This is a genomic window from Collinsella aerofaciens (assembly GCF_020709435.1).
Taxonomy (GTDB): domain Bacteria; phylum Actinomycetota; class Coriobacteriia; order Coriobacteriales; family Coriobacteriaceae; genus Collinsella; species Collinsella aerofaciens_AU.
This window is the reverse complement of sequence record NZ_JAJFDP010000002.1, coordinates 178,419-201,235: the sequence shown is the minus strand read 5'-3', so window position 1 is coordinate 201,235 and position 22,817 is coordinate 178,419. Positions and strand designations below refer to the sequence as shown.

Annotated in this window: 18 protein-coding genes; 13 read left to right on the top strand and 5 right to left on the bottom strand. The window is 60.5% G+C overall.

The genetic code is table 11. The features are described 5' to 3' along the window. Positions 1-55 precede the first annotated feature (55 nt). The 7 genes from LK493_RS02600 to LK493_RS02570 all read left to right on the top strand — a co-directional run bounded on the left by LK493_RS02600 (position 56) and on the right by LK493_RS02570 (position 9,039). A complete protein-coding gene (locus LK493_RS02600; protein ID WP_227790029.1) occupies positions 56-1,651 on the top strand; it encodes a glycoside hydrolase family 28 protein in 1,596 nt (531 codons plus the stop codon). Positions 1,652-1,755: 104 nt separating this feature from the next. Then, a complete protein-coding gene (locus LK493_RS02595; RefSeq protein WP_227790028.1) occupies positions 1,756-2,565 on the top strand; it encodes an alpha/beta hydrolase in 810 nt (269 codons plus the stop codon). After that, positions 2,562-4,727, top strand: coding sequence for a pectinesterase family protein (locus LK493_RS02590; protein WP_227790027.1), 2,166 nt, complete (start codon positions 2,562-2,564; stop codon positions 4,725-4,727). Before LK493_RS02595 ends, LK493_RS02590 begins: the two co-directional genes overlap by 4 nt. 69 nt (positions 4,728-4,796) lie before the next feature. Next, positions 4,797-5,465, top strand: a complete 669-nt coding sequence (locus tag LK493_RS02585; RefSeq protein ID WP_227790026.1) for an SGNH/GDSL hydrolase family protein — start codon at positions 4,797-4,799, stop codon at positions 5,463-5,465. Between the two features lie 107 nt (positions 5,466-5,572). Continuing rightward, positions 5,573-6,811: a glycoside hydrolase family 88/105 protein gene (locus LK493_RS02580; protein WP_195543847.1), complete on the top strand. Its 1,239-nt coding sequence runs from the start codon at positions 5,573-5,575 to the stop codon at positions 6,809-6,811. 70 nt (positions 6,812-6,881) lie between these two features. Then, a complete protein-coding gene (locus LK493_RS02575) occupies positions 6,882-7,718 on the top strand; it encodes a sugar phosphate isomerase/epimerase family protein (RefSeq protein ID WP_227790025.1) in 837 nt (278 codons plus the stop codon). 103 nt (positions 7,719-7,821) lie between these two features. Continuing rightward, positions 7,822-9,039 (top strand): FAD-dependent oxidoreductase, encoded by a 1,218-nt coding sequence (locus LK493_RS02570; protein WP_227790024.1) that lies wholly within the window; start codon positions 7,822-7,824, stop codon positions 9,037-9,039. A gap of 97 nt (positions 9,040-9,136) precedes the next feature. Here the strand turns inward: LK493_RS02570 and LK493_RS02565 are convergent, their stop codons facing one another. Both LK493_RS02565 and LK493_RS02560 read right to left on the bottom strand, forming a co-directional pair. Continuing rightward, positions 9,137-9,841 (bottom strand): response regulator, encoded by a 705-nt coding sequence (locus tag LK493_RS02565; RefSeq protein WP_117583373.1) that lies wholly within the window; start codon positions 9,839-9,841, stop codon positions 9,137-9,139. Continuing rightward, the gene (locus LK493_RS02560; RefSeq protein ID WP_227790023.1) at positions 9,834-12,569 is read right to left on the bottom strand and encodes a sensor histidine kinase; all 2,736 of its coding nucleotides are present in this window, start codon (positions 12,567-12,569) and stop codon (positions 9,834-9,836) included. Before LK493_RS02560 ends, LK493_RS02565 begins: the two co-directional genes overlap by 8 nt. Positions 12,570-12,903: 334 nt before the next feature. Between LK493_RS02560 and kdpA the strand changes: the two genes are divergently transcribed. From kdpA to LK493_RS02530, 6 genes are all read left to right on the top strand, one after another. After that, a complete protein-coding gene (gene kdpA / locus LK493_RS02555) occupies positions 12,904-14,727 on the top strand; it encodes a potassium-transporting ATPase subunit KdpA (RefSeq protein WP_227790022.1) in 1,824 nt (607 codons plus the stop codon). A 16-nt stretch (positions 14,728-14,743) separates the two neighbouring features. Next, positions 14,744-16,804, top strand: a complete 2,061-nt coding sequence (gene kdpB / locus LK493_RS02550) for a potassium-transporting ATPase subunit KdpB (RefSeq protein WP_227790021.1) — start codon at positions 14,744-14,746, stop codon at positions 16,802-16,804. Between the two features lie 12 nt (positions 16,805-16,816). Further along, positions 16,817-17,407, top strand: a complete 591-nt coding sequence (kdpC, locus tag LK493_RS02545; protein WP_227790020.1) for a potassium-transporting ATPase subunit KdpC — start codon at positions 16,817-16,819, stop codon at positions 17,405-17,407. 247 nt (positions 17,408-17,654) lie between these two features. Continuing rightward, the gene (locus LK493_RS02540; protein ID WP_227790019.1) at positions 17,655-19,604 is read left to right on the top strand and encodes an NAD(P)/FAD-dependent oxidoreductase; all 1,950 of its coding nucleotides are present in this window, start codon (positions 17,655-17,657) and stop codon (positions 19,602-19,604) included. 129 nt (positions 19,605-19,733) lie between these two features. Then, positions 19,734-20,222 (top strand): type II toxin-antitoxin system RelB/DinJ family antitoxin, encoded by a 489-nt coding sequence (locus LK493_RS02535; protein ID WP_227790018.1) that lies wholly within the window; start codon positions 19,734-19,736, stop codon positions 20,220-20,222. Further along, entirely contained in the window at positions 20,209-20,574 is a 366-nt protein-coding gene (locus tag LK493_RS02530; protein ID WP_227790017.1) for a HepT-like ribonuclease domain-containing protein, read from the top strand. Before LK493_RS02535 ends, LK493_RS02530 begins: the two co-directional genes overlap by 14 nt. Positions 20,575-20,701: 127 nt before the next feature. On the opposite strand, the gene LK493_RS02525 is transcribed toward LK493_RS02530, so the two are convergent. The 3 genes from LK493_RS02525 to LK493_RS02515 all read right to left on the bottom strand — a co-directional run bounded on the left by LK493_RS02525 (position 20,702) and on the right by LK493_RS02515 (position 22,716). Then, positions 20,702-21,343, bottom strand: coding sequence for an RpiB/LacA/LacB family sugar-phosphate isomerase (locus tag LK493_RS02525; protein WP_227790016.1), 642 nt, complete (start codon positions 21,341-21,343; stop codon positions 20,702-20,704). Between the two features lie 123 nt (positions 21,344-21,466). Further along, positions 21,467-22,276, bottom strand: coding sequence for a gluconate 5-dehydrogenase (locus LK493_RS02520; RefSeq protein WP_195535999.1), 810 nt, complete (start codon positions 22,274-22,276; stop codon positions 21,467-21,469). A 158-nt stretch (positions 22,277-22,434) separates the two neighbouring features. Beyond that, the gene (locus LK493_RS02515; protein ID WP_227790015.1) at positions 22,435-22,716 is read right to left on the bottom strand and encodes an FCD domain-containing protein; all 282 of its coding nucleotides are present in this window, start codon (positions 22,714-22,716) and stop codon (positions 22,435-22,437) included. Positions 22,717-22,817: the final 101 nt, after the last annotated feature.

The window sequence follows — 22,817 nt, the reverse complement described above, 5'->3', positions numbered from 1 at the left end:
CCTTTTTTAACAGCGTACAATTTGCCTTTAGAGCATCTTTTTGAGGGAGAAATCCATGGAGACGAACGTTATCTGGCGCAACGCCCGCGCGGCCGTGATCGAGCTTGACGACGGCGGCTACTTTACCTGTGCCGATACGTGGGAGATCTTTGTCAACGACGAGCCCGCCGGTACCACGAATACGGTCGAGACCTATGTCGACGGCCTGATCCCCGGCAAGCGCAACCTGGTTCGTTTTGTTTGTGGCGAGCGTGAGCTGAGCGTAGGTGTCACCACGCCGGCTGAGCCCTTTACCATCAACGTTCGCGACTGTGGCGCCAAGGGCGATGCCGAGCACGACGACACCACCAACATCCAGGCTGCCATCATGGCCTGTCCCAAGGACGGGCGCGTGCTGATTCCCGCCGGTAGCTATCGTATCAAGTCCCTCTTCCTTAAGAGCAATATCAACATCGAGCTCGTCGACGGGGCAGTGCTGCTGGCCCGCCACGATCGTGCCGCGCTTGCCTACATTCCGGGCACGGTCACGGGCAACGAGGGCGCCGGTTATGCCGGTACCGATATGCTGCCCCTGGGCCGCTGGGAGGGGGAGAGCTTCTCGACCTACTGTTCTACCTTTACGGGTCTGGGCGTGCACGACGTGTGCATCTATGGTCGCGGCGCGATTGACGGTCAGACCGATTTTGCCGAGGACAACTGGTGGAACAAGGACTTTAAGAACATCTTCCGTCCCGAGGAGGGCCGCGAGGTCGCCCGCCCGCGCATGATCTTCCTATCCGAGTGTGAGAACGTGAGCTTGGCCGGCTTCACTGTCCGCAACAGCCCGGCGTGGAACATCCACCCCGACCTGTGCGAGCACGTCGATGCGCTCTGCCTGTCCATCGAGGGTCCCAAGAACTCCCACAACACCGACGGCTTCGATCCCGAGAGCTGCGGTTTTGTTCGCATCCTTGGTTGTCAGTTCTCAGTGGGTGACGACTGCATCGCCGTCAAGAGCGGCAAGCTGGGCATTGAGCCCGAGCTTCGTCCCGCCACGCACGACGTGCTGATCTCTCACTGCTACATGCACGATGGTCACGGCGCCGTGGTCCTGGGTTCAGAGGCTGCCGGCGGCATCAAGGACCTTACCGTGAGCAAGTGCCTCTTTGAGCGCACTGACCGTGGCCTGCGCGTCAAGACCCGCCGTGGACGCGGCAAGGATGCCGTCAACGAGGGCATCACCTTCGAGCACATTCGCATGGACGAGGTGCTCACGCCCTTCGTGGTCAATTCGTTCTACTTCTGTGACAAGGACGGCAAGACCGATTACGTGCAGTCTCGCGAGGCTTTGCCTGTCGACGACCGCACGCCCGGCTTTGGTGCCACGACGTTTTGCGATATCGAGGCCACCAACTGCCATGCTGCCGCGGCCTATATCACGGGTCTGCCCGAGAGCAAGGTGACGCGCCTGACGTTCCAGGATGTCCACGTGACCTTTGCCGATGATGCTGAGCCCTTTGTTCCGGCCATGGCCTGCGGCGTTGAGCCCATGGTGCGTCAGGGCATCATTGCGCAAAACGTCAAGGTGCTCGACCTGCAAAATGTGGTGATCGAGGGCCAGGACGGCGAGGAGCTGCAGCTCCAGAACGTCGACAAGGTTGTCCGCTCCTAACTCGGGTTGATGACCAGGGCTGCATTGTCGGATAAATCGGCAATGCAGCCCTTGTGCGATACGGCCGTGTGCGCTGCGCTACGCATCATGGTGAAAGGGAATACATGCTCAATAAAACGATTCCTGTCGGGGTCGATGGCTCGTCTGCCACGATTACGTCTTATGTTTTTGCCCCGACCGAAGATGCTTATGCTTTAAAACCGCTGCCTGCAGTTGTGGTCGTGCCAGGAGGCGGCTACGATCACGTTTCGCCGCGCGAAGGCGAGCCGGTAGCGCTCCGTTTGTTGGCGATGGGCTACCAAGCGTTTGTACTGAACTATTCGGTTGCTCCGGCTGTCTATCCGCTGGCATTGCAAGAACTCGCGCGGGCGGTCGATACCGTCCGAAGCCATGCGGCAGAGTACTGTGTCGATCCTGATCGGATTACGGTCATGGGTTTTTCGGCCGGTGGGCATCTAGCTGGCTTGCTCGGGGCGCTTTGGGACCAACCCTGGCTTGCAGAGTCGATTGCGTCGTCGCCTGAGTCGATTCGGCCTGACACACTTTGCTTGGGCTATCCGGTCGTAAGCTCGGGGGCCTATGCTCATCGTGGTTCATTTGAACACCTAACGGGTGCCGATGGCGCTTTGGCTCAAAAGTTGTCGATCGAGAATATGGTGGGCGAGGGCTTCCCCCGTACGTTCTTGTGGCATACCGCCGAGGATGCATCGGTACCAGTTCAAAATAGCCTCCTTCTTGCGCAGGCTCTTGCCGACCACGGGATTGGCTTTAGCCTACATGTCTTTCCGCATGGAAAGCATGGGGCATCGCTCGCCACGGCCCTAACGGCATTTAAGGGCTGCGCCGAGCATATTCAGCCACAGGTTCAGGGCTGGCCTGAACAGTTCGTTGCATGGGAGCGTGATGGACGATGAGCGAAAGTATCTATACGCTGCGTGTTTCGAGGGCTGCGGCAGGAGCGTATCCAACGATTTCCGATGCCTTGGCGGCAGCCGATCAGCTCTATCCGGATGCCGAGCAACCGGTGATGATTCGCGTCGATCCGGGTGAGTACCGCGAACGGGTCGAGATTCGTCGCTCGCATGTGACGATTGAGGGAGAGACGGCCGACAGCGTGCGTATCGTTGGCGGCCTTGCGGCGCAGATGCCCTCGGAGGACGGCAGCGGCCAGGACGGAAAGCTCGGCACCTTCCGCACTTATACGGTGCTGGTCGATGCCGATGACGTGACGCTTGCAAACCTCACGATCGAAAACGATGCGGGCGATGGGCGCGAGGTCGGTCAGGCGATTGCCCTGTATGCTGATGGCGACCGTCTGGTTGTCGATGCCTGCTGCATTAAGGGACACCAGGACACGCTGTTTTTGGGTCCGCTGCCGCCGCATGAGGCCAAACCGGGCGGGTTTATAGGACCCAAACAGTATGCGCCGCGCCGGGTGGGGCGCCAGTATTTTCGACGTTGCCGGATCGAGGGCGATGTCGACTTTATCTTTGGCGGCGCGCGTGCCTACTTTGAGGGGTGCGAGATTCGCTCGCTCAACCGCGATATGGACGTGAACGGCTACGTGACGGCGGCGTCGACGCCCGAAGGCGAGCCGCACGGCTTTGTGTTCCACGGCTGTTCGTTTACAGCTCCGGATGGCGTGGCGCCGGATTCGGTCTACCTGGGTCGTCCTTGGCGCGAATGGGCGCAAACTGTGCTGATCGATTGCTGGCTGGGGCGACATATCAAGCGCGAAGGCTGGTGGGATTGGAATAAGCCGGCGGCACACAGCTGCGTGCAGTATGCTGGCGCGATTCTGCATGGGCCGGCGGGTGATACTACCGACTGGGTGCCGTGGGCGAATGAACTCGATGTGATGGCTGCCGCCGGGTACGCTCGCGAGCAGGTGCTTGCCGGTGTGGATGGCTGGGATCCCGAGGGCGGCGACGGTGATGCGGTTGAGACGGCTGAACTGTCTGCCAACGGTCGCACCGTGCACATCGAGACGTGCTGCGAAGACGAACCTGCGCTGCGTGCCCGGCTGAAGCGCGAGGGGCGTTCGGCTGCTTTTACGGGCAAGACTCCTGCAGATTTTGAGGCATGGAAGATTGCGACCAGGACTCGTCTGTACGATGTTTTGGGCCTTTCGCTTATGGACCGCGTCCCGATTGAGATTCGTGAGCTCAGCCGCGTGCGGGTTGCCGGCGGCATCGTGCGCACCCATGCGATGTTGCAGGTCGAGCGCGATGTTTGGATGCCGTTCTACCTGCTCGAGCCGCAGTCGCCTAAGCTCGATGCACACGGCCGCAAGTGTTGCTATATCTGCCCGCATGGCCATCAGGGAGCAGGCGCCGCAAGTGTTGCGGGCGTGACGGGCGTGCCGGCGGTCGATGATGCTGTGCGTAAGTTCAATTACGACTACGGTCTGCGTTTGGCGCGTATGGGTTACGTGACCGTTTGCCCCGACGCACGCGGTTGGGGATACCGTCGTGACTGGAAGGGCCAGGGCGATGACGAGAACAGCTTTCTGCGCGGCACGTGCCTAAACCAGGCGCGCATGGCCGAGCCGCTGGGACTTACCGTTGCGGGTCTCAACGCCTGGGATAACATGCGTCTGATCGATTACCTAGAGGCGCGCGGCGACATTGCCATGGACGACCTGGGCTGTTTTGGCTTTTCGGGCGGCGGATACATGACGCTGTATCTGGCGGCGCTCGACCCACGCGTATGCAAGACGTTTGTCTCGGGCTATCTGTACGGTGTCGACGATTCGCTGCTGCATCTCAATGGCAATTGCAGCTGCAACTACACACCCGGACTTTGGCGCTTGCTCGACATGGGCGATATTGCCTCGCTTATTGCGCCGCGCCCGTTGTTAGTGCAAAGCTGCGAAGAGGATCATCTGAACGGTTCGCGCGGGCTGAAAAATGTTGACGAGCAGCTCGAGATCGTGCGCGATGCCTACAAGTTGCTGGGTCGCAGAGATGGCCTGCGGCACGAGGTGTGTCCGGGTGAACACCATCTGGGCGTGGCACATCTTGTCGAGGATATCGAATGGCTCGATTCGCACGTTGCGGAATGCGCCCGTGCATAGCCCCTCGGCATGCTGCGAATAAACGGTACGTTCCTGTATGACCGCCGATGGGCGGATGAGGAGAAGATTATGGAAACGAAGAGTTTGAGTGAATCGACCATTTGCTGCTTTGGCGATTCGACCACATGGGGCGATAACGGATGCGGCGCAGGCGGCAACGACATCTCTTGGACTTCGCATCTGGGCGCGTTGCTGGGAGGCGCGGTCGTCGAGAACTTTGGCATCAAGGGTTCGCGTATCGCCATCAAGGCCGACCGTACCGATTCGTTTGTCGAGCGCCTTGACGGTATCGACGATGCGGCCGATATCTACATCGTCTTTGGCGGCGTCAACGACTTTAGCCGCAACGTGCCGCTTGGAGAGCTCGGCAGCACGGACGTGCATGAGTTCTATGGTGCACTCGATTACCTGATCCGTACCATCACGGCGCGCTCGCCTCGGGCAAAGCTCGTGTTTATGACGCCGTGCAAGACGAGCGGCAAGCACGAGAAGGATATCCCGGCAAGCGACGAGCTCAACCACCTGGGGTTGACGCAGGTCGCCTACGTGCGAGCGATGCTCGAGGTCTGCGACCGCTACTCCGTGCCGGTGATTGACCTGTATGCGCAAAGCGGTATCAGCTCGTTTTTGCCGGAGCACCGCGAGCTCTATATGCCGGACGGTCTGCACTACAGCCCGGCTGGCTATGAGCGCCTGGCGCATCGCATCGCCGCGGGTCTCACCGCCGTTTGCCGCTAAAAGTCTGCCGTTCGCGAGGAATATAGGGTTAACGTTCACCCTATATTCCTCGTTCGCGTTACACTAGGGGTAACGTTCACCTATCGTTTATGTCAGAGGGGGCAGCAATGGGTTGCAATCAAATCCTGGACCGTTATATCGAGCAGTTGATCGAAACCTCTACGCCGCAGGCGCCGGCTTGGAATATCGAAAAGATTCGCGCCGGCAAGGAGAACACCTGGAACTATATCGACGGCTGCATGATCAAGGCGCTCATCGAACTGTACGAGATCACGGGTGAGCAGCGCTACCTGACCTTTGCCGACGACTATATCGATTTCTTTGTCCAGGACGACGGCACCATCAAGCATTACAACCCGCAGGAGTACAACCTCGATAACGTCAATGCGGGCAAGACCCTCTACAAGCTCTATGACCTGGTGGGCAAGCCCAAGTATCGCGCCGCCATGGATACCATCTATCGTCAGCTCGAAACCCAGCCGCGTACCAAAGAGGGCGTGTTTTGGCACAAGGCCGTCTACCCCAACCAGATCTGGCTCGACGGCATGTATATGGCGCAGCCGTTCTACATGCAGTATGAGCTGAGCTTCCACAACCGTCGTGCCTGCTCGGACAGCTTCCATATGTTCCAGGTTGTGCATGACCTGATGCGCAACCCCCTCAACGGTCTGTACTATCACGCTTACGACGCGAGCCGCAAACAGTTCTGGTGCGACCCGGTCACCGGCCTTTCGGCTAACTTCTGGCTGCGCGCCGAGGGCTGGTTTGCCATGGCACTCATCGATACCTGGGAGCTCATGCCGCCTTCGATGTCAGCCGAGAAGGACGAGATTCGCAAGATGTTCCACGACCTGATCGACGCCATGCTGCCGTATCAGGACGAGAAGACCGGCATGTGGCATCAGGTCATCAACCTGCCCAATATCGCCCCCAACTACCTGGAGGAGTCCGGTAGCGCGATTTTTGCCAATGCCATCATGAAGGGCGTGCGTCTGGGCGTGCTGGGCGAGCGTTACTACCAGTACGGCCGTCGCGCCTTCGACGGCATCTGCGAGACCTGCCTGTCCGAGTATGACGGGCAGCTGGCGCTCGACAACATCTGCCTGGTTGCGGGCTTGGGAAACACCGCGCACCGCGAGGGCACGTTTGATTACTACATGAGCGAGCCCGTGGTCAAAAATGATGCAAAGGGTGTGGCGCCGCTGGTGCTTGCCTATATCGAGACCATGCATCACGACAAGCTGGCCGGTAAGCGCGATCCGCTCGCCCCCTCGGGCGTGTGCTCCATCGAGGACCCGTTTGGCGGATACACCCCGGGCATCAACGCTCATAAGGGATGTGAATAACGTGGGGGCTATTACTCCGGGTGTACGTTTGCACGACCTTCCGCAGGGGACCGTCGAGGAACGCATTCGTATGGCGGGAGAGCTGGGCTTTTCGTGCATTCAGCTGCCGAGCAAGGTGCTCTACGCATCGATGGGGATCGATCGAGGCGGCCTGACCCGCGAGCTTGCCGACCATTTGAGCGCGGTGCTCGACGAGGCGGGCGTTTCGGTCGCCGTGCTCGGGTGCTATAAGAATCTGGCGACGCCCGATCGCCAACAGCTCATGGATAACTTTGCCGAGTACGAGGCATGCCTGAACTTTGCCCAGATGCTCGGCGGCTGCCCGGTGGGTACCGAGACCGGTCGCCCCAATGCGCAGAACCGCGTCGCGGACGACCGCATGACCGACGAGGCACTCGATACGTTTGCAGACGGGCTTGCACGCGTCTGCGATCGGGCCGAGGCCGTGGGCGGGCAAATACTGATCGAGCCTGGCTGGAACGAGACGGTCAACACGCCGGATCGCTGCCGTGAGGTGCTGGAGCGCGTCTCGAGCCCGTCGCTCGGCGTGATCTACGACCCGGTATCGCTGCTGCACCCCAGTGTCGTTGACGAAGCGCAGGAAATCACCGCGTGCATGCTCTACTTATGCGGCAGTAAGATCCGCGTGCTGCACGCCAAGGATTTTGAGGTCGTTGATAACGAGGACGAAGCCGGATGGTGCGACGGTACGGGTTCACGCCTGGTGTGCCACGGCGTGGGCGAGACGGGCCGCTATGACTTTGAGCCCGTGGTGGCCTGGGCTGCCGCCGCCTGTCCTGGGATTCCCTGCGTGGTCGAGAACAGCGTGCCGGCGACGGCGGCTGACTGCCTGGCGACACTCGAGCACATGTCCGCTCGCTGCGGGGCTTCGCATCGCGAGCTATAGCATTGGCTTTTGCCGTGTCGGCAGATTGAGATTACCTGCATGGGGGCGGCGGTGAAGGGTCTTTATCGTCGCCCCATTGGATTGCATTAAAAAGGGGAGTTGCGTGGCTATCCACATTGTCGAAGAGGCGAATCGTTGCCTAGGTTGTAAAAGGGCGTTCTGTCAGATTAAGGGCTGCCCGGTTCAGACGCCTATTCCGCAGGTCATCGACCTGTTCAAACAGCGTCGTCTAGAAGAGGCGGGCGAGCTATTGTTCCAGAACAATCCCATGAGCGCGGTCTGCTCCATGGTGTGCAATCATTCGGGCCAGTGCGAGGGCGCTTGCATCCAGGGCCGCAAGGGCGCGCCGGTGCATTTCTCGAGCATCGAGAACTATATCTCGACAGCGTATTTGGATCGTAAGGAGTGGACGCCCGCGCCGTCGTGTGGCAAGCAGGTCGCTGTGGTCGGCTCCGGCCCAGCCGGCATTACCGTGGCAATTAAGATGGCGCAGCTGGGTTGCGCCGTCACTGTTTTTGAGCAGCGGCCCGAGATCGGCGGTGTGCTGGAGTACGGTATCCCCGAGTTCCGCCTGCCCCGTGCGCTCGTGCAAAAGTATCGCCACGTGATGTGCTCGCTTGGCGTGCGCGTGCGTCCCTCGACCACCATCGGTGGCGCGCTGCATATCGACGACCTGCTGCGCGACGGCTACGATGCGGTCTTTGTCGGTACTGGTACCTGGCGAGCTCGAAAGCTGGGTATTCCCGGCGAGTCGCGCGGCAACGTGCTGTTTGGTATCGATTATCTGGTCGATCCCACGAGCGTGGCAATCGGGCAGAACGTGGCGGTTATCGGCGCCGGCAATGTGGCCATGGATGTTGCCCGCACGGCCCTGCGCTCGGGTGCCCGCAAGGTCACTGTGTATGCCCGATCGCGCCATATCTCTGCCATCGATGACGAGGTGGAGCTGACCGAGCTTGACGGTGCCGAGATTGTGCGCGGCAAGGCGATCTGCGCCATCGATGATAACGGTCCGGTGTTCGAGACGGCTATCTTTGACGAGGACAACAACGTGGTGGGCTATGAGGAAGAGCTCGACCATGTGTCCGCCGACACAGTTGTGATCGCGGCTTCGCAGGTGCCCAAGGACAAGCTTGTGCTTACGACGGGCGGTCTGGAGACCGATCATCGCGGCCTTCTTTCGGTCGACGAGTACGGTATGACCACCGTGCCTGGCGTCTTTGCCGCCGGCGACGTGGTTAACGGCCCGCTGACGGTTGTTCACGCCGTAGCCGGCGCCAAGCTCGCCGTCGAAGGCATGACTACCTATCTGGGCCTCTAACTCCATCCCACCCATCAGTTGCGGTGAAATACGGACTGTTTTGGCTGTCAAAGGCCTTATCTAATCCGTATTCCACCGCAACTTTTTGTGGGGTGGGCTAGAGACGCTGCATGCGGTACCCGACACCCATGTGCGTCTGAATCATCTTGGGATGAGAGGGGTCTGCCTCGATCTTCTTGCGCAGGGTGCGCATGAACACGCGCAGGCTCGCCAGATCGCTGTCCCAGCTCGTGCCCCATATCTCGCGGGTGATGAAGGTGTGGGTGAGCACCTTGTCGACGTTTTTCGCCAGAAGGACGAGCAATTTGTACTCGGTTGGGGTGAGCGAGAGCTCGCGTCCGTCTTTCGTCGCGTATCCCGCGGCGTAGTCGATATGCAGCGGACCGTTGTCGAACGTGCTCGCTTCTGTCGACTCGCTCGACGCCATCGAGGAGCGCCTCAAATTCGCGCGGACGCGCGCGAGCAACTCATCCACAGAAAAGGGCTTGGTGAGGTAGTCGTCTGCCCCTGCGTCAAGTGCTGCAATCTTGTCGGAATCTTCGGTGCGCGCCGAAATGACGATAATGGGGACTGCCGACCAGCTTCGGATCTTCGTGATGACCTCGATACCGTCAATGTCGGGAAGGCCGAGGTCGAGCATGATGAGGCTGGGGCCGTGCGACACCGCATCCATGATGGCGGCCTGGCCGTTGCAAACCTTGCTCACGACATAGCCGTGGAGGTCAAGCGCGGTCGAAACGAGGTTTTGAACGGTCAGGTCATCTTCGACCAGGAGGATGCGTGGCTTAGCGGCATTATTCATGAATCTCGATCTCCTCAGCGGGCAGGGTAAAACGGAAGACGGCCCCATGGGGGTGGTTGTCGCGAACTTCGATGACGCCGCCATGCGCCTCCACGATGGAGCGGCAGAGCGACAGCCCAAGGCCGATGCTTCGACGCGAATCCACGGGCCGCGTATTGCCTGAGGTAAAGAAGCGCTCAAAGATATGAGGCTTGTCGCAGTCTGCCACACCCGGCCCATCGTCTGCGACGTCCACCACGACGAACGCACCCTCGCGACGCGCGCTGATGGTGACAGTCGAGTCCTCGGGCGTGTACTTGAAGGCGTTCATGATGAGATTCGTAAGCACCTGCATGATGAGATGGACGTCGATGCGTACCAGCAGGATGTCGTCAGTGTGCTCGATGGTGACGGCACGTCCATGCGATGCTTGGGCGACATGGCTGAGGGCGGCCTCGATGACTTCGTCGATGAGCTCGGATGTTAAGTTGAGGCGAATGGTGCCGTCCTCGACGCGTGTGATGGCGAGGAGGTTCTCCACGGTATCGATAAGCCAGAGGGAGTCGTCGTAGATGGCATCGGCAAGATCGCAGCGTTGTTCGAGGCTGAGCTTCTCGTCGCTCTTCCGAAGGATTGCCGCAGATCCGGATATAGCCGTGAGGGGTGTCCTCAAATCGTGGCCGATGGAGCGCAAAAGGTTGGCGCGCAGCTGCTCGTTTTTCGCCAAGACCGCAGCCTCTTCGCGCTCTTGCGCCGCCCGGTCGCTTTCGAGCGCCAAGGCGCATTCGCCTACGATAGATAGGACGATCGAATGCTCGAAGGCTTCGATCTCGCGCCCCTCCAGGGCGATGCCGATGACACCGAATACCTTGTCGCCGGTGCGAACCGCGAGGTAGAGACAGCGCGCCTCAGGCAGGGTCCGCGTGCTTGCGCCCGCGCGCTTGTTGTTGGTGTAGGTCCAGGTTGCAACGGCGCGCTCGTAGTCGGTGAGCAGCGACGCGGATCGGTTTTCGGTGCCAGCGGACTCATAGAGCGCCTTGCCGAGCGTGCCGTGTTCGGCGGGGTAGAAGACCACGTCGAGTTTTAGCAGTTTGACGAGTTGGTTCATGGCGACGCGGGCGCACTCCTCCGCGCTATGGGCTTGCTGCAAGAGCTGGTTCGTTTCGAGGAGTACGCGCGTTTTGAATGCGTTCTCGGCGGAGGTACGGGCGTTGTCGGCGATGCGCGCAGTTAACTCGCCGGCGACCATAGCGGTAGCGAACATGATGCCGAACGTGACCAGATAGCTTCGGTCGTAGCTGGCGAGCGAAAACAGAGGCGTGACGAAGCAGAAGTTGTAAAGCACTACAGAGAGCACGCTCGATACGATCGTGCAGATACGCCCCGTCGTGGTGACGGCGGTCAGCAGGGCCGTGAGGATATAGAGGGATATGATGCTGGAATCGGCAAATCCCAGATGGCGGAAAGCCGTGCCGATCGCCGTGGCGACAAGAGAGAGGGCCAGCGTGCGAAGCACGTTTCGGCTGTTGGGCGGCTGCAGGGCGACCGCGCGGCGGCGTCCTTTGGGCCGGGAGGGCGGAGTCGACTGGTCTGGAATGATGTAAATGTCGAGGTTCGGGGCGAATGTTATGAGCTGTTCTACGAGAGATTTGCGGCCGAAGAGGGCCTGACGGACGCTGCTGCGCTCGCCCGTGCGCCCCATGACGATCTTCGAAATACCCGACAGGCGCGCGAACTCGGAGATCTGAAACGCGATGTCGTCGCCATAGACGGTTTCCATATGTGCTCCGAGCTGCTCGGCTAGGGCGATATTGGCTGCAAGCTTGGCGCGCTCATCATCGCTCATGGCTTGCGTGCGCGGGCTCTCTACGAACAGGGCGACGAGCTCGCTGCGAAACGCTTTCGCCATGCGTGCGGCGGCACGGACGATGCGGGGATTGGTCGGCGCCGGGGAGACACAGACTAAGATACGCTCCCTGGTGTAGTAGTCACGGTTTCCCAGCACGCGTGCGGCATCTGTGAGGTGGCCGGTGCGATCGGCGCAGCGGCGCAGCGCGATTTCTCGGAGTGCGGTGAGGTTCTCGACGGTAAAAAAATGCTGTTGCGCTCGGTCGGCTTGTGCGGGACGGTAGACGAGGCCGGCGCGAAGGCGCTCAAGTAGGTCTTCGGGCTCTATGTCGACGAGCTCGACCTGGTCGGCATCATCGAAGATACGGTCGGGGATTCGTTCGCTCACGACAACGCCGGTGATGGATGCAACCATGTCGTTTAGGCTCTCGATGTGCTGAACGTTCACGGTCGTATAGACGTCGATTCCCGCATGTAGAAGTTCCTCGACGTCTTGATAGCGTTTGTCGTGGCGAGACCCCGGCGCATTCGTATGAGCAAGCTCGTCGACAAGGATGAGCTGAGGGGCGCGTTCGATAGCCGTATCTAGATCGAACTCGCTGAGCGCAATGCCGTTGTGCTCGATGAGTTTACAGGGCACGTTCTCAAGCCCTTGTGCAAGATTGGCAGTTGCCGGACGTTCGTGCGGCTCGATGTATCCCGCGACGACGTCGACACCTCGCCGCTTGGCGGCGTGGGCGGCTTGAAGCATCGCATAGGTTTTGCCTGCGCCAGCAGCGTAGCCAAAGAAAATCTTGAGGTGTCCCCGGCTGGTTCGAGCGTCATCGGCGGCCTCGTCTTTCTCAATTGCCTTGAGGATGAGGTCTGGGTTGACGCGAGTGTCCGATGCGTCGCGTTGCATAGCGTAGCCTTTCTGAAACGTTGTCCATGCGTGCATACGCGGTGAGGACGCCACTGTATGCTCGCGAGGTCGAGTATAGGCGCACTGCAGCCGCAATAGTGCTTTCTACCTGCATCTTTACGGCATCTTAAGGACGTGAGCCCCGGCCCTCACGCCTCTTTAATCCCTAGAAGCGTTTACTGTCCCCAGACGCTTGCGAGAGCAGGCGTCCGAGACATCGGACCGCGCGTGAAAGGGGCGGTAAATGGACATCCTCATTCCCATCATCGGAGTCGTCTGCATTGGACTCCTTATCTATTACATCTACATTCTGATGAGGAGTGATTCGTAAACTATGGACGCTGCGATTCAGTACATCTTGTACTTTGCCGTGCTCGTCGTCCTGGCCGTTCCGCTCGGTCGGTTCATGGCCCATATCATGGATGGTGAGCATACGTTCCTGTCGCCTGTGATTGCTCCTGTGGAGCGTGGCGTCTATAGTCTGCTTCGCATCGACGCGGCAGAGCAGATGGGGTGTAGGCGCTATCTGGCGAGCGTGCTGGTCTTTTCGGGGATCGGCCTCGTGGCTCTTGTGGCACTCCAGGCGTTTCAGTCCTTCTTGCCAGGCAATCCCCAGCACCTGCCGGGTGTGTCATGGGACCTGTCGTTCAATACGGCTGCTTCCTTCATAACCAACACCAACTGGCAGTCCTACTCCGGTGAGACCACCCTGTCCTACCTTGTGCAGTTCATGGGTCTCACCGTGCAGAACTTCGTTTCCGCCGGCACCGGTATCGCGGTCATGTTCGCGCTGATCCGCGGCTTCCGTCAGGTCAAGGAGCAGGGTCTGGGTTCCTTCTGGGTCGACCTCACCCGCACCGTCCTGTATGTGCTCATCCCGCTGAACCTCGTGTTCGGCATCTGCCTGGCTGCCGGTGGCGTCATCTCCAACTTCCAGCCGGCTCAGAAGGCTGAGCTCGTAGAGCCCGTCGCTGTCCAGCCTAATGCAGACGGCGGCTGGAGCGTCATCGACGGCGCCCAGATCGAGGGCGACACGGTCAAGGTCGACGGCAAGGTTGTCGAGGGCGCGCGCGTGGTCACCGAGCAGTTCCTGCCCCAGGGTCCCGCGGCTCCTCAGGTCGCCATCAAGCAGTCCGGCACCAACGGCGGAGGCTTCTTCGGAGTGAACTCCGCTCATCCGTATGAGAACCCCAGTGCCTTCACCAACATCATCGAGATGACCAGCCTGCTGCTGATCCCGGCCGCCTGTTGCTTCACCTTCGGTATCGGCGTCAAAAACACCAAGCAGGGCAAGGCCATCTTTGCCGCCATGTTCATCCTGCTGGTGATCTTCGCCGGCATCATCGCCCTCAACGAGCATGCGGGCACCCCGCAGCTGGCAGATGGCGGCGCGGTCAACATCGAGATGACCGATGGCCAGGCTGGCGGCAACATGGAGGGCAAGGAGAGCCGCTTCGGTATCGCCTCCTCTTCCACCTGGTCCGCTTTCACGACGGCTGCTTCCAACGGCTCGGTTAACTCCATGCACGACTCCTACACCCCGCTGGGCGGTTTTGTCCAGATGCTCCAGATGGCTCTGGGCGAGGTCGTCTTCGGCGGCGTGGGCTGCGGCCTGTACGGCATGATCGGCTTCGCCATCCTCACAGTGTTCATCGCCGGCCTCATGGTCGGACGCACGCCTGAGTTCCTGGGCAAGAAGATCGAGCCGGGCGAGATGCGCTGGGCAGTTGTCCTGTGCCTGGCAACTCCGTTTGCCATTCTGGTGTGTTCGGCCATCGCCTGCATGGTGCCCGGTCTTGCCGACCAGCTCAACAATGGTGGCGCGCACGGCTTCTCCGAGGTGCTGTATGCCTTCACCTCATGCGGCGGCAACAACGGCTCGGCGTTTGCAGGCATGAACTGCAACATTCCCTGGATCAACGTCATGCTCGGCCTCGAGATGCTGTTCGCCCGCTTCATGCCCATCATCGGTACGCTGGCTATCGCCGGCTCGCTGGCCAAGAAAGGTAAGGTCGCCGAGAGCGCCGGTACCCTGTCTACCACCAACGGCATGTTCGTATTCCTGCTCGTGTTCATCGTTCTGCTGATCGGTGCCCTGAGCTTCTTCCCGGCCCTGGCGCTTGGCCCCGTTGCCGAGTTCTTCCAGATGATTGCGTAAAGGAGGGCGCAGATTTATGGCTATGCAAAAAGACATGATGGGCCGCGCGGTCCGCGACTCGTTTGCCAAGTTGGATCCTCGCGTCCAGATTCAAAACCCGGTCATGTTCCTGGTGTGGCTTTCCGCCGGCATGACCTCCGTCTTGGCCGTCGCTTCCATCTTCGGTGTGCAGGACGCGGGTGTGCCCACCTACTATGTGGTCGCCATCGCGGTCATCCTGTGGCTCACAGACCTGTTCTCGAACTTCGCCGAGGCGCTTGCCGAGGGCCGCGGTAAGGCTCAGGCCGATTCCCTGCGTGCGGCCAAGAAGGATGTCGAGGCCCATCGCATCGAGTCCGTTGAGGACAAGGAGCACTTCACCGTCGTTCCCGGCACCGAGCTTACGCGCGGCGACCTGGTGATCGTACGCGCCGGCGAGCAGATTCCCGGCGATGGCGACGTCATCGAGGGCGCTGCCTCCGTTGACGAGTCCGCCATCACCGGCGAGTCCGCCCCCGTGGTCCGCGAGGCCGGCGGCGACCGCTCTGCCGTTACCGGCGGTACCACGGTGCTATCCGACTGGATCATCGTCAAGATCTCCAGCGAACCCGGCCAGAGCTTCCTGGACAAGATGATCGCGATGGTCGAGGGTGCCGCGCGCAAGAAGACCCCTAACGAGATCGCTCTGGAGATCTTCCTGGTGGCCCTCTCTATCGTCTTTATCCTGGTCACGCTGGCCCTGTATTGTTACTCCTGCTTCTCGGCCGGTCTTAACGACATGGTCAACCCCACGGCCGTGACCACGCTCGTGGCACTGCTCGTGTGCCTGGCTCCCACTACCATCGGCGCCCTTCTGTCCGCCATCGGTATCGCCGGCATGAGCCGTCTGAACGAGGCCAACGTGCTGGCCATGTCCGGCCGCGCCATCGAGGCCGCCGGCGACGTCGACATCCTCATGCTCGACAAGACCGGCACCATCACCCTGGGTAACCGCCAAGCCGCCGAGTTCATCCCGGTCGACGGCGTCGATCCCGCGGAGCTGGCCGATGCCGCCCAGCTTTCCTCGCTGGCCGACGAGACCCCCGAGGGTCGTTCCATCGTCGTGCTCGCCAAGGAGCAGTTCGGTCTGCGCGGTCGCACGCTCGAGGATAAGGGTATGGAGTTCATCCCGTTCACCGCGGCAACGCGTATGTCCGGCGTGAACTACGAGGGCAATGAGATCCGCAAGGGCGCTGCCGATTCCGTGCGCACTTATGTGGAGGCAGCCGGCGGCGTGTTCTCCCAGGAGTGCGACGAGGCCGTCGAGCGCATCGCCAAGGCCGGCGGCACCCCGCTGGTCGTGACCAAGAACTGCCGTGTGCTGGGCGTTGTGTACCTTAAGGACATCATCAAGTCCGGCGTTAAGGAGAAGTTCGCCGACCTGCGCCGCATGGGTATCAAGACCATAATGGTGACGGGCGACAACCCGCTCACCGCCGCGGCAATCGCCGCCGAGGCCGGCGTTGACGACTTCCTGGCCGAGGCCACCCCTGAAGGCAAGCTCGAGAAGATCCGCGAGTTCCAGCGTGAGGGGCACCTGGTCGCCATGACCGGTGACGGCACCAACGACGCGCCCGCTCTGGCCCAGGCCGACGTCGCCGTGGCCATGAACACGGGCACCCAGGCTGCCAAGGAGGCCGGCAACATGGTCGACCTCGACTCCAGCCCTACCAAGCTCATCGATATCGTGCGTATCGGCAAGCAACTGCTCATGACCCGCGGCTCGCTCACGACCTTCTCGGTCGCCAACGACGTCGCCAAGTATTTCGCCATCATCCCGGCGCTATTCTCGCCGATCTACCCCGGGTTGGACGCCCTCAACATCCTGGGGCTCACCAGCCCGTTGACTGCCGTGCTGTCCGCCATTATCTACAACGCGCTGGTCATCGTCGCGCTGATTCCTGCCGCCCTGAAAGGCGTGAAGTACCGCGAGCTTTCGTCCGGCCAGCTGCTGACCCACAACCTGCTGGTGTGGGGCCTGGGCGGTATTGTGGCGCCGTTCGTATTCATCAAGATTATCGACATGCTGCTGGCCTTGTTCGGCATTGGCATGATGTAGACGGAGGTATGTATGTTCAAAGGTGTTGCATCGCGCGCACTGGGCGTGTTCGCGCTGTTTACCGTTGTCTGCGGCCTGGGCTATACGCTCGTCGTGACCGGCATCTCCCAGGTTGCGTTCCCGTATCAGGCGAACGGTTCGCTCATTACGGTCGACGGCAAGGTTGTGGGTTCCGAGCTCATCGGCCAGAACTTCGATGACGAAGCCCACATGTGGGGTCGTATCCAGAACGTGTCAATTGTCGAAGGCGAAGATGGCGGGCTCATGGCGTATGGTGCCCCGTCCAATTTGTCCCCGGCGAGTGATGAGTATCGGCAGCTTGTGGATGCGCGCGTGAAGAAGATCCGCGCCGCCAACCCCGATGCCGATATGGACGCTGTGCCCGTCGACCTGGTGACGTGTTCGGGGTCCGGCCTCGACCCGGAGATCTCTCCGGATGCCGCCGAGTACCAGGTCCCGCGCCTTGCCAAGGCCACGGGCAAGAGCGAAGGCGAGGTGCGCGAGATCATCGCCCGGTGCACCAAGGGCCGATTCCTGGGCGTCTTCGGCGAGCCCACGGTCAACGTGCTCAAGGTGAACCTTATGCTGGACGGCGCGCTGTAGGTGAGGGAGTGGCGGATGAGGGCATGACTGACTACCTGAGCCCTCAATTCCACTCCGCCCATCAGTTGCGGTGAAATACGGACTGTTTTGCCTGTCAAAAGCCTCATCTACTCCGTATTCCACCGCAACTTTTTGTGGGGATCGGATTAAAGGCGGGGGAGTGCGAGCGGGTACGGACGCGGCGGTTGCTGATACGATAGGTACGTTAGCAACTGCCGCCGAGCGGCTCAAACGAAAGGAAGCCTGTATGGAGTCATCCGCCTACCCGATGCTCTTTAGCCCGATCAAGGTCGGTACGACCGAGGTCAAGAACCGCGTCTTTATGCCGCCGGTATCCACGAACCTGGCCGATCATGGCTATGTGACCGACGACTTGGTCGACCACTACCGCGCCCGCGCCAAGGGTGGTGTGGGCCTCATCATCACCGAGGTCGTGACGGTCGAGCCCACCTATACCTATCTGCCGGGTGACATGTGCTGCTACGACGACACGTTTATCCCCGGCTGGGAAAAGCTCGCCGCAGCCGTTCACGAGTACGGCTGCAAGATCATGCCGCAGCTCTTCCACCCCGCCTACATGGCCTTTAACATTCCGGGCACGCCGCGCCTGATCGCTCCGTCCTTTGTGGGCCCGTCCTATGCCCGCGAGGCGCCGCGTCCTATCACGGTCGATGAAATCCACGAGCTCACGCATCAGTTTGGCGACGCTGCCGTGCGTATGCAGAAGGCTGGCGTCGACGGCGTCGAAGTCCATGCGGCGCACGCCCACGGCATGCTCGGCGGTTTCTTGACCCCGCTCTACAACAAGCGTACCGACGAGTACGGCGGCTCGCTCGATGCTCGCATGCGCTTCCTGCTCGAGGTTATCGCCGAGATTCGCGAGCGCTGCGGCAAGGACTTCATCATCGACGTCCGCATCTCGGGCGACGAGTACACCGATGGCGGTCTGACCCTCAACGACATGATCTACGTCTCGCGTCGCTTGGAGAAGGCCGGCGTCGACATGATCCACGTGTCGGGCGGCACCACCATCAAGCGCGGCTCTGCGATTCCCGCCGCTGGCACGCAGCAGGCCTCGCACGCCGCTTGCTCGCGTGAGATTAAGAAGCACGTGAACATTCCCGTCGCTACCGTCGGCCGCATTAACGAGGCATGGATTGCCGAGGAGCTGATCGAGGACGGCGCTGCCGACATCTGCATGATGGGCCGCGCCAATCTGTGCGATGCCGAGTTCTGCAATAAGGCCGCTGCCGGTAACGCCGATGATATCCGTCCCTGCATTGGCTGCCTGCGCTGCCTGAACGGCATTATGTTCGGCAAGCGCATCTCCTGCACCGTCAACCCGGACGTGGAGCGCGACGAGGCCGGCTACGAGCCTGCCGCCGAGGCCAAGAACGTACTGGTTGTGGGCGCCGGTCCCGCGGGCATGGAGGCGGCGTTCATTGCCGCCAAGCGCGGTCACAACGTGGTGCTCGTGGATAAGCAGGACGAGCCGGGCGGCGAGATGTGTATCGCAGCCGTTCCGCCGGCAAAGCAGGAACTCACCCGCGTGATCAAGTATCAGTATCGTCGCCTGGCCGAGGCCGGCGTGAAGTGCGTATTTGGCACCGAGCTTACTGCCGAGGACATTCAGCGCGACTACGCCGGGTATGAGGTTGTCCTGGCCTATGGCGCCGAGCCTATCGCTCCGGCCTTTATGCAGGGCTTTAAGCAGGTCATGACGGCTGACGACCTGCTGGGCGGCAATGCCTTCCCGGGCAAGAAGATCGTCATCGTGGGCGGCGGCACCGTCGGCTGCGAGACGGCCGACTATCTGGCTCCGCTGGTCAACGACCTGTCGCCGGCAAACCGCGACGTCACCGTCATCGAGATGACCAAGACGCTCGCCGCCAACGAAGGTGGCGCCGGTCGCGCGGTGCTCATCACGCGCATGCTCTCCAAGGGCGTCCACGTGCTGACCGAGGCCAAGGTGACCGAGATTACCGAGGATGCCATCAGCTATGAGAAGGATGGCGAGATCCACACCATCGCCGATGCCGATACGCTGGTGCTTGCCATGGGTTATCGTCCCAATACCAAGCTGGCCGACGACCTTGCCGCTGCCGGCGTTGCCACCCACGTGCTGGGCGATGCCAACAAGTGCGGCAACATCCGCGATGCCATCGGCGATGGCTACAAGGTTGCCTGCGAACTCTAGTCAACCCCTTGGTGCATGGGGGTCAGGTTACTTTGCACCAATCTGGTGCATACAAACCTGACCCCTTTGCACCAGTCATCTTGCTTCTCTGTATGATATTGTATAGCTACTGTCATACAGGAGGCTAAGATGAGTGCTTCAGTTTTGAGCGTCCGTGTTGATGCATCAATTAAGGAATCGTTTGCCGAGCTCTGCGAGGAGCTCGGCATGACGTCTTCCGTGGCGGTCAACATGTTCATGCGTCAGATGCTGCGGGAGCGGTCGCTTCCATTTACCCCTTCTCTTTCAGTCAAACGGGACGAGGCGAAGACCGACGTTTTGACCGTTGCTGAAATCAGGGATGCCGTTGCTCGCGCGGCGGGTACTCGAAAGGCGATTCGGTCGGTCACGTTGTTCGGCTCGTATGCTCGACGTGACGCAAATACCGATAGCGATATCGACCTGCGTATAGAGGTCGATTCCGATGCGACATTTGGGTTATTCGCTCTTTCCTCGTTCGCGGAGGAGATCAAAGAGGCAACAGGCAAGCAGGTCGACGTCGTTTCGAGCGAACACTTGCGAGAAGACATTGCGCATGCCATCGAGAGGGAGGGTGTGGTGCTGTATGTTCGCCCGTAAATCAGATGCGTTGCGCGCCCAGGAGATTCTCGAGGCGATTGATGAGACGACCGAGAGAATCAAAGCGTTCGGTGTGACGGAAGACGAGTTCCTCCATGCGGATGACATCAAGGCCAGGACACTCGCCGATTCTCTCCTTATGTGTGCCCTCAGGGTGACGGAGGAGGCGGGTAAGCTGTCCGAGAAGGCGCAGCGACTACATCCCGAGATTGAGTGGCGCGGTATAGTGGGGATGCGTAACTATCTTGCCCATGATTACGGCAACGTCGATCGCGCCGTGGTTTGGGACGCGGTGACATCAGAGTTTCCCGCTCTTGCAGCGGCATGCCGACAGATTATCGAGGAATCCTAATCTTGCTCTCTTTGAGCCAACATGGTGTGAGATAACCTGACCCCATTGCACCATTTGATAGCAAAAAGCGGCGGCCGTCCCGTGTTGGGGCGGCCGCCGCTTGCGTTCGCTGCGATGGGTCGTGCGATTAGAGCCCCAGGAGCTCCTTGACCTTGGCGATGATTGCCTCGTCGGTGGCGTTGGCGAAGAAGTACTCCTGGAAGTGCTCGCCAGCCAGGGCGCCCTTGACCAGATCCTGGTCGATCTCGCCCAGGACGTCGACGAGCGGACGCATGGTCACAGCGCGGACGCCGTCGAGGATCTTCTTGTTGCGCCGCTCGGGCTCAACACGCTCGGCAGGATAGCCGTTGCCGGAACCGAAGCCAAAGAGCTTCTCGAAGGTGTACTCGAGGTTGAGCTCCTGGCCCCAGCCGTTCTTGAGGGCGAAGGGCATGGCGACGGCGTTACCGTCGTTGACCTGGGCGAAGGTGTAGGCATCCAGCGGGTCGGCGACATGGCCGCAGAGCACACCGGGGAAGGAGTTGCAGGCGAGCATGGCGCCCTCGCCGGTGCCGCAGCCGGTCACGACATAGTCGGCAGCGCCGGAGTTGAGCAGCACGGCGGCAAGGATGCCGTTCTGAACGTAGGTGAGCGGCTTGGAGTCGGCATCGGCATACATACCGTAGTTAAAGACGGTGTGGCCCATGGGCTCGACGACCTTCTTAAGGGCAGCCTCGATCATGGGGTTCTTGGAGTTCTGAGAATTCTCGTTGATGAGAGCGATCTTCATTGCGAAATACCTTTCCTATTTCTAACTTGCGGTGAAATACGGACCGTCTTGCCTGGTAGAAGTCAAAATCAATCCCTATTTCACCGCAACTACTAAATGAACCTAAATGTGGGAGCGCAGCGCCTACTGGGGCTGCTTGCCGATGTATGCCAGGATGCCGCCGTCGACGTAGAGGATGTGGCCGTTGACGAAGTTCGAGGCATCGGAGGCCAGGAACACAGCGGGGCCCTTCAGGTCCTCGGGCGTGCCCCAACGGGCGGCCGGGGTCTTGGCGATGATGAACTGGTCAAACGGGTGACGGCTGCCGTCGGGCTGCGTCTCGCGCAGCGGCGCGGTCTGCGGCGTGGCGATGTAGCCAGGCCCAATGCCATTGCACTGGATGTTGGCCTCGCCAAACTCGGAGCAGATGTTCTTGGTGAGCATCTTCAGACCGCCCTTGGCAGCGGCGTAGCCAGCGATGGTCTCGCGGCCAAGCTCGCTCATCATCGAGCAGATGTTGATGATCTTGCCGTGACCCTTGGCGATCATGCCGGGCAGGCAGGCCTTGGAGACGATGAACGGGGCGTTAAGATCGATGTCGACGACGCGACGGAAGTCCTCGGCGCTCATGTCGAGCATGGGGGTGCGCTGGATAACACCTGCATTGTTGACCAGGATGTCGGGCGTGGTGCCAAAATCGGCCTCGATCTTGGCGACGAGCTCGGCGACGACGGCCTCGTCAGTGACATCGGCCACGTAGCCGTGAGCCTCAAAGCCCAGCTCGCGGTAGTGCTTCTCTGCCTCGGCGACCTTGTCGGCGTGGCGGGCGTTAAAGGCGATCTTGGCGCCGGCCTCGCCGAGCGCCTCGGCAATGGCCATGCCAATGCCGTAGGTGGCGCCGGTCACGAGTGCGACCTTGCCATCCAGGCGGAAGCTGTCCATAAGATCAGACATAGCGATCCTTTCAAAAGAAACGTTCATCTATATAAGTCTTGCTTTTAATACAAGCTCAGTATAGGAGAAGCGGAGGAATTGACGCCCCTATTCTCCTAAAAATAGGTGAACGTTCACTTTTAAAAGGTGAACGGTTGAAATCGGTTGTCGCGATGCCCTTACTCGCTTTTCGCCATCGCGCCTTCCGCGATCATGTTGCGGTTGTAGACCAGGTGCAGATACATGGCGTCGTGCGCGGCGGTGGGGTTGCGCGCCTCGATGGCGTCGGCCACGCCGCGGTGCGTGCGGATGGTCTCCTCGACGAGCTTTTTGCCCGTAACGTCGATAAAGAGGGGAACGGATGCCTTGAGCACGCCCATCAGGCGGGGAACGACGAGGTTGCCGCCATTCAGGGTGACTACATGGAGTAGCGCCCGTACGCATCGAATTTCTCCTCTCATAGATGCGCGGCACAAAGAGCCCCGAGTTCATACGAGCTCGGGGCTTTTTCGTCTGGATTGCGGACGTATTGACGGACGAAAACGAATTGCGTCTGGCATTT

Coding starts and splice junctions, on each gene's coding strand:
- LK493_RS02600 (WP_227790029.1), top strand. CDS start 56: ATGGAGACGAACGTTATCTGGCGCAACGCCCGCGCGGCCGTGATCGAG.
- LK493_RS02595 (WP_227790028.1), top strand. CDS start 1,756: ATGCTCAATAAAACGATTCCTGTCGGGGTCGATGGCTCGTCTGCCACG.
- LK493_RS02590 (WP_227790027.1), top strand. CDS start 2,562: ATGAGCGAAAGTATCTATACGCTGCGTGTTTCGAGGGCTGCGGCAGGA.
- LK493_RS02585 (WP_227790026.1), top strand. CDS start 4,797: ATGGAAACGAAGAGTTTGAGTGAATCGACCATTTGCTGCTTTGGCGAT.
- LK493_RS02580 (WP_195543847.1), top strand. CDS start 5,573: ATGGGTTGCAATCAAATCCTGGACCGTTATATCGAGCAGTTGATCGAA.
- LK493_RS02575 (WP_227790025.1), top strand. CDS start 6,882: ATGGCGGGAGAGCTGGGCTTTTCGTGCATTCAGCTGCCGAGCAAGGTG.
- LK493_RS02565 (WP_117583373.1), bottom strand. CDS start 9,841: ATGAATAATGCCGCTAAGCCACGCATCCTCCTGGTCGAAGATGACCTG.
- LK493_RS02560 (WP_227790023.1), bottom strand. CDS start 12,569: ATGCAACGCGACGCATCGGACACTCGCGTCAACCCAGACCTCATCCTC.
- kdpA (WP_227790022.1), top strand. CDS start 12,904: ATGGACGCTGCGATTCAGTACATCTTGTACTTTGCCGTGCTCGTCGTC.
- kdpB (WP_227790021.1), top strand. CDS start 14,744: ATGGCTATGCAAAAAGACATGATGGGCCGCGCGGTCCGCGACTCGTTT.
- kdpC (WP_227790020.1), top strand. CDS start 16,817: ATGTTCAAAGGTGTTGCATCGCGCGCACTGGGCGTGTTCGCGCTGTTT.
- LK493_RS02540 (WP_227790019.1), top strand. CDS start 17,655: ATGGAGTCATCCGCCTACCCGATGCTCTTTAGCCCGATCAAGGTCGGT.
- LK493_RS02535 (WP_227790018.1), top strand. CDS start 19,734: ATGAGTGCTTCAGTTTTGAGCGTCCGTGTTGATGCATCAATTAAGGAA.
- LK493_RS02530 (WP_227790017.1), top strand. CDS start 20,209: ATGTTCGCCCGTAAATCAGATGCGTTGCGCGCCCAGGAGATTCTCGAG.
- LK493_RS02525 (WP_227790016.1), bottom strand. CDS start 21,343: ATGAAGATCGCTCTCATCAACGAGAATTCTCAGAACTCCAAGAACCCC.
- LK493_RS02520 (WP_195535999.1), bottom strand. CDS start 22,276: ATGTCTGATCTTATGGACAGCTTCCGCCTGGATGGCAAGGTCGCACTC.
- LK493_RS02515 (WP_227790015.1), bottom strand. CDS start 22,716: ATGAGAGGAGAAATTCGATGCGTACGGGCGCTACTCCATGTAGTCACC.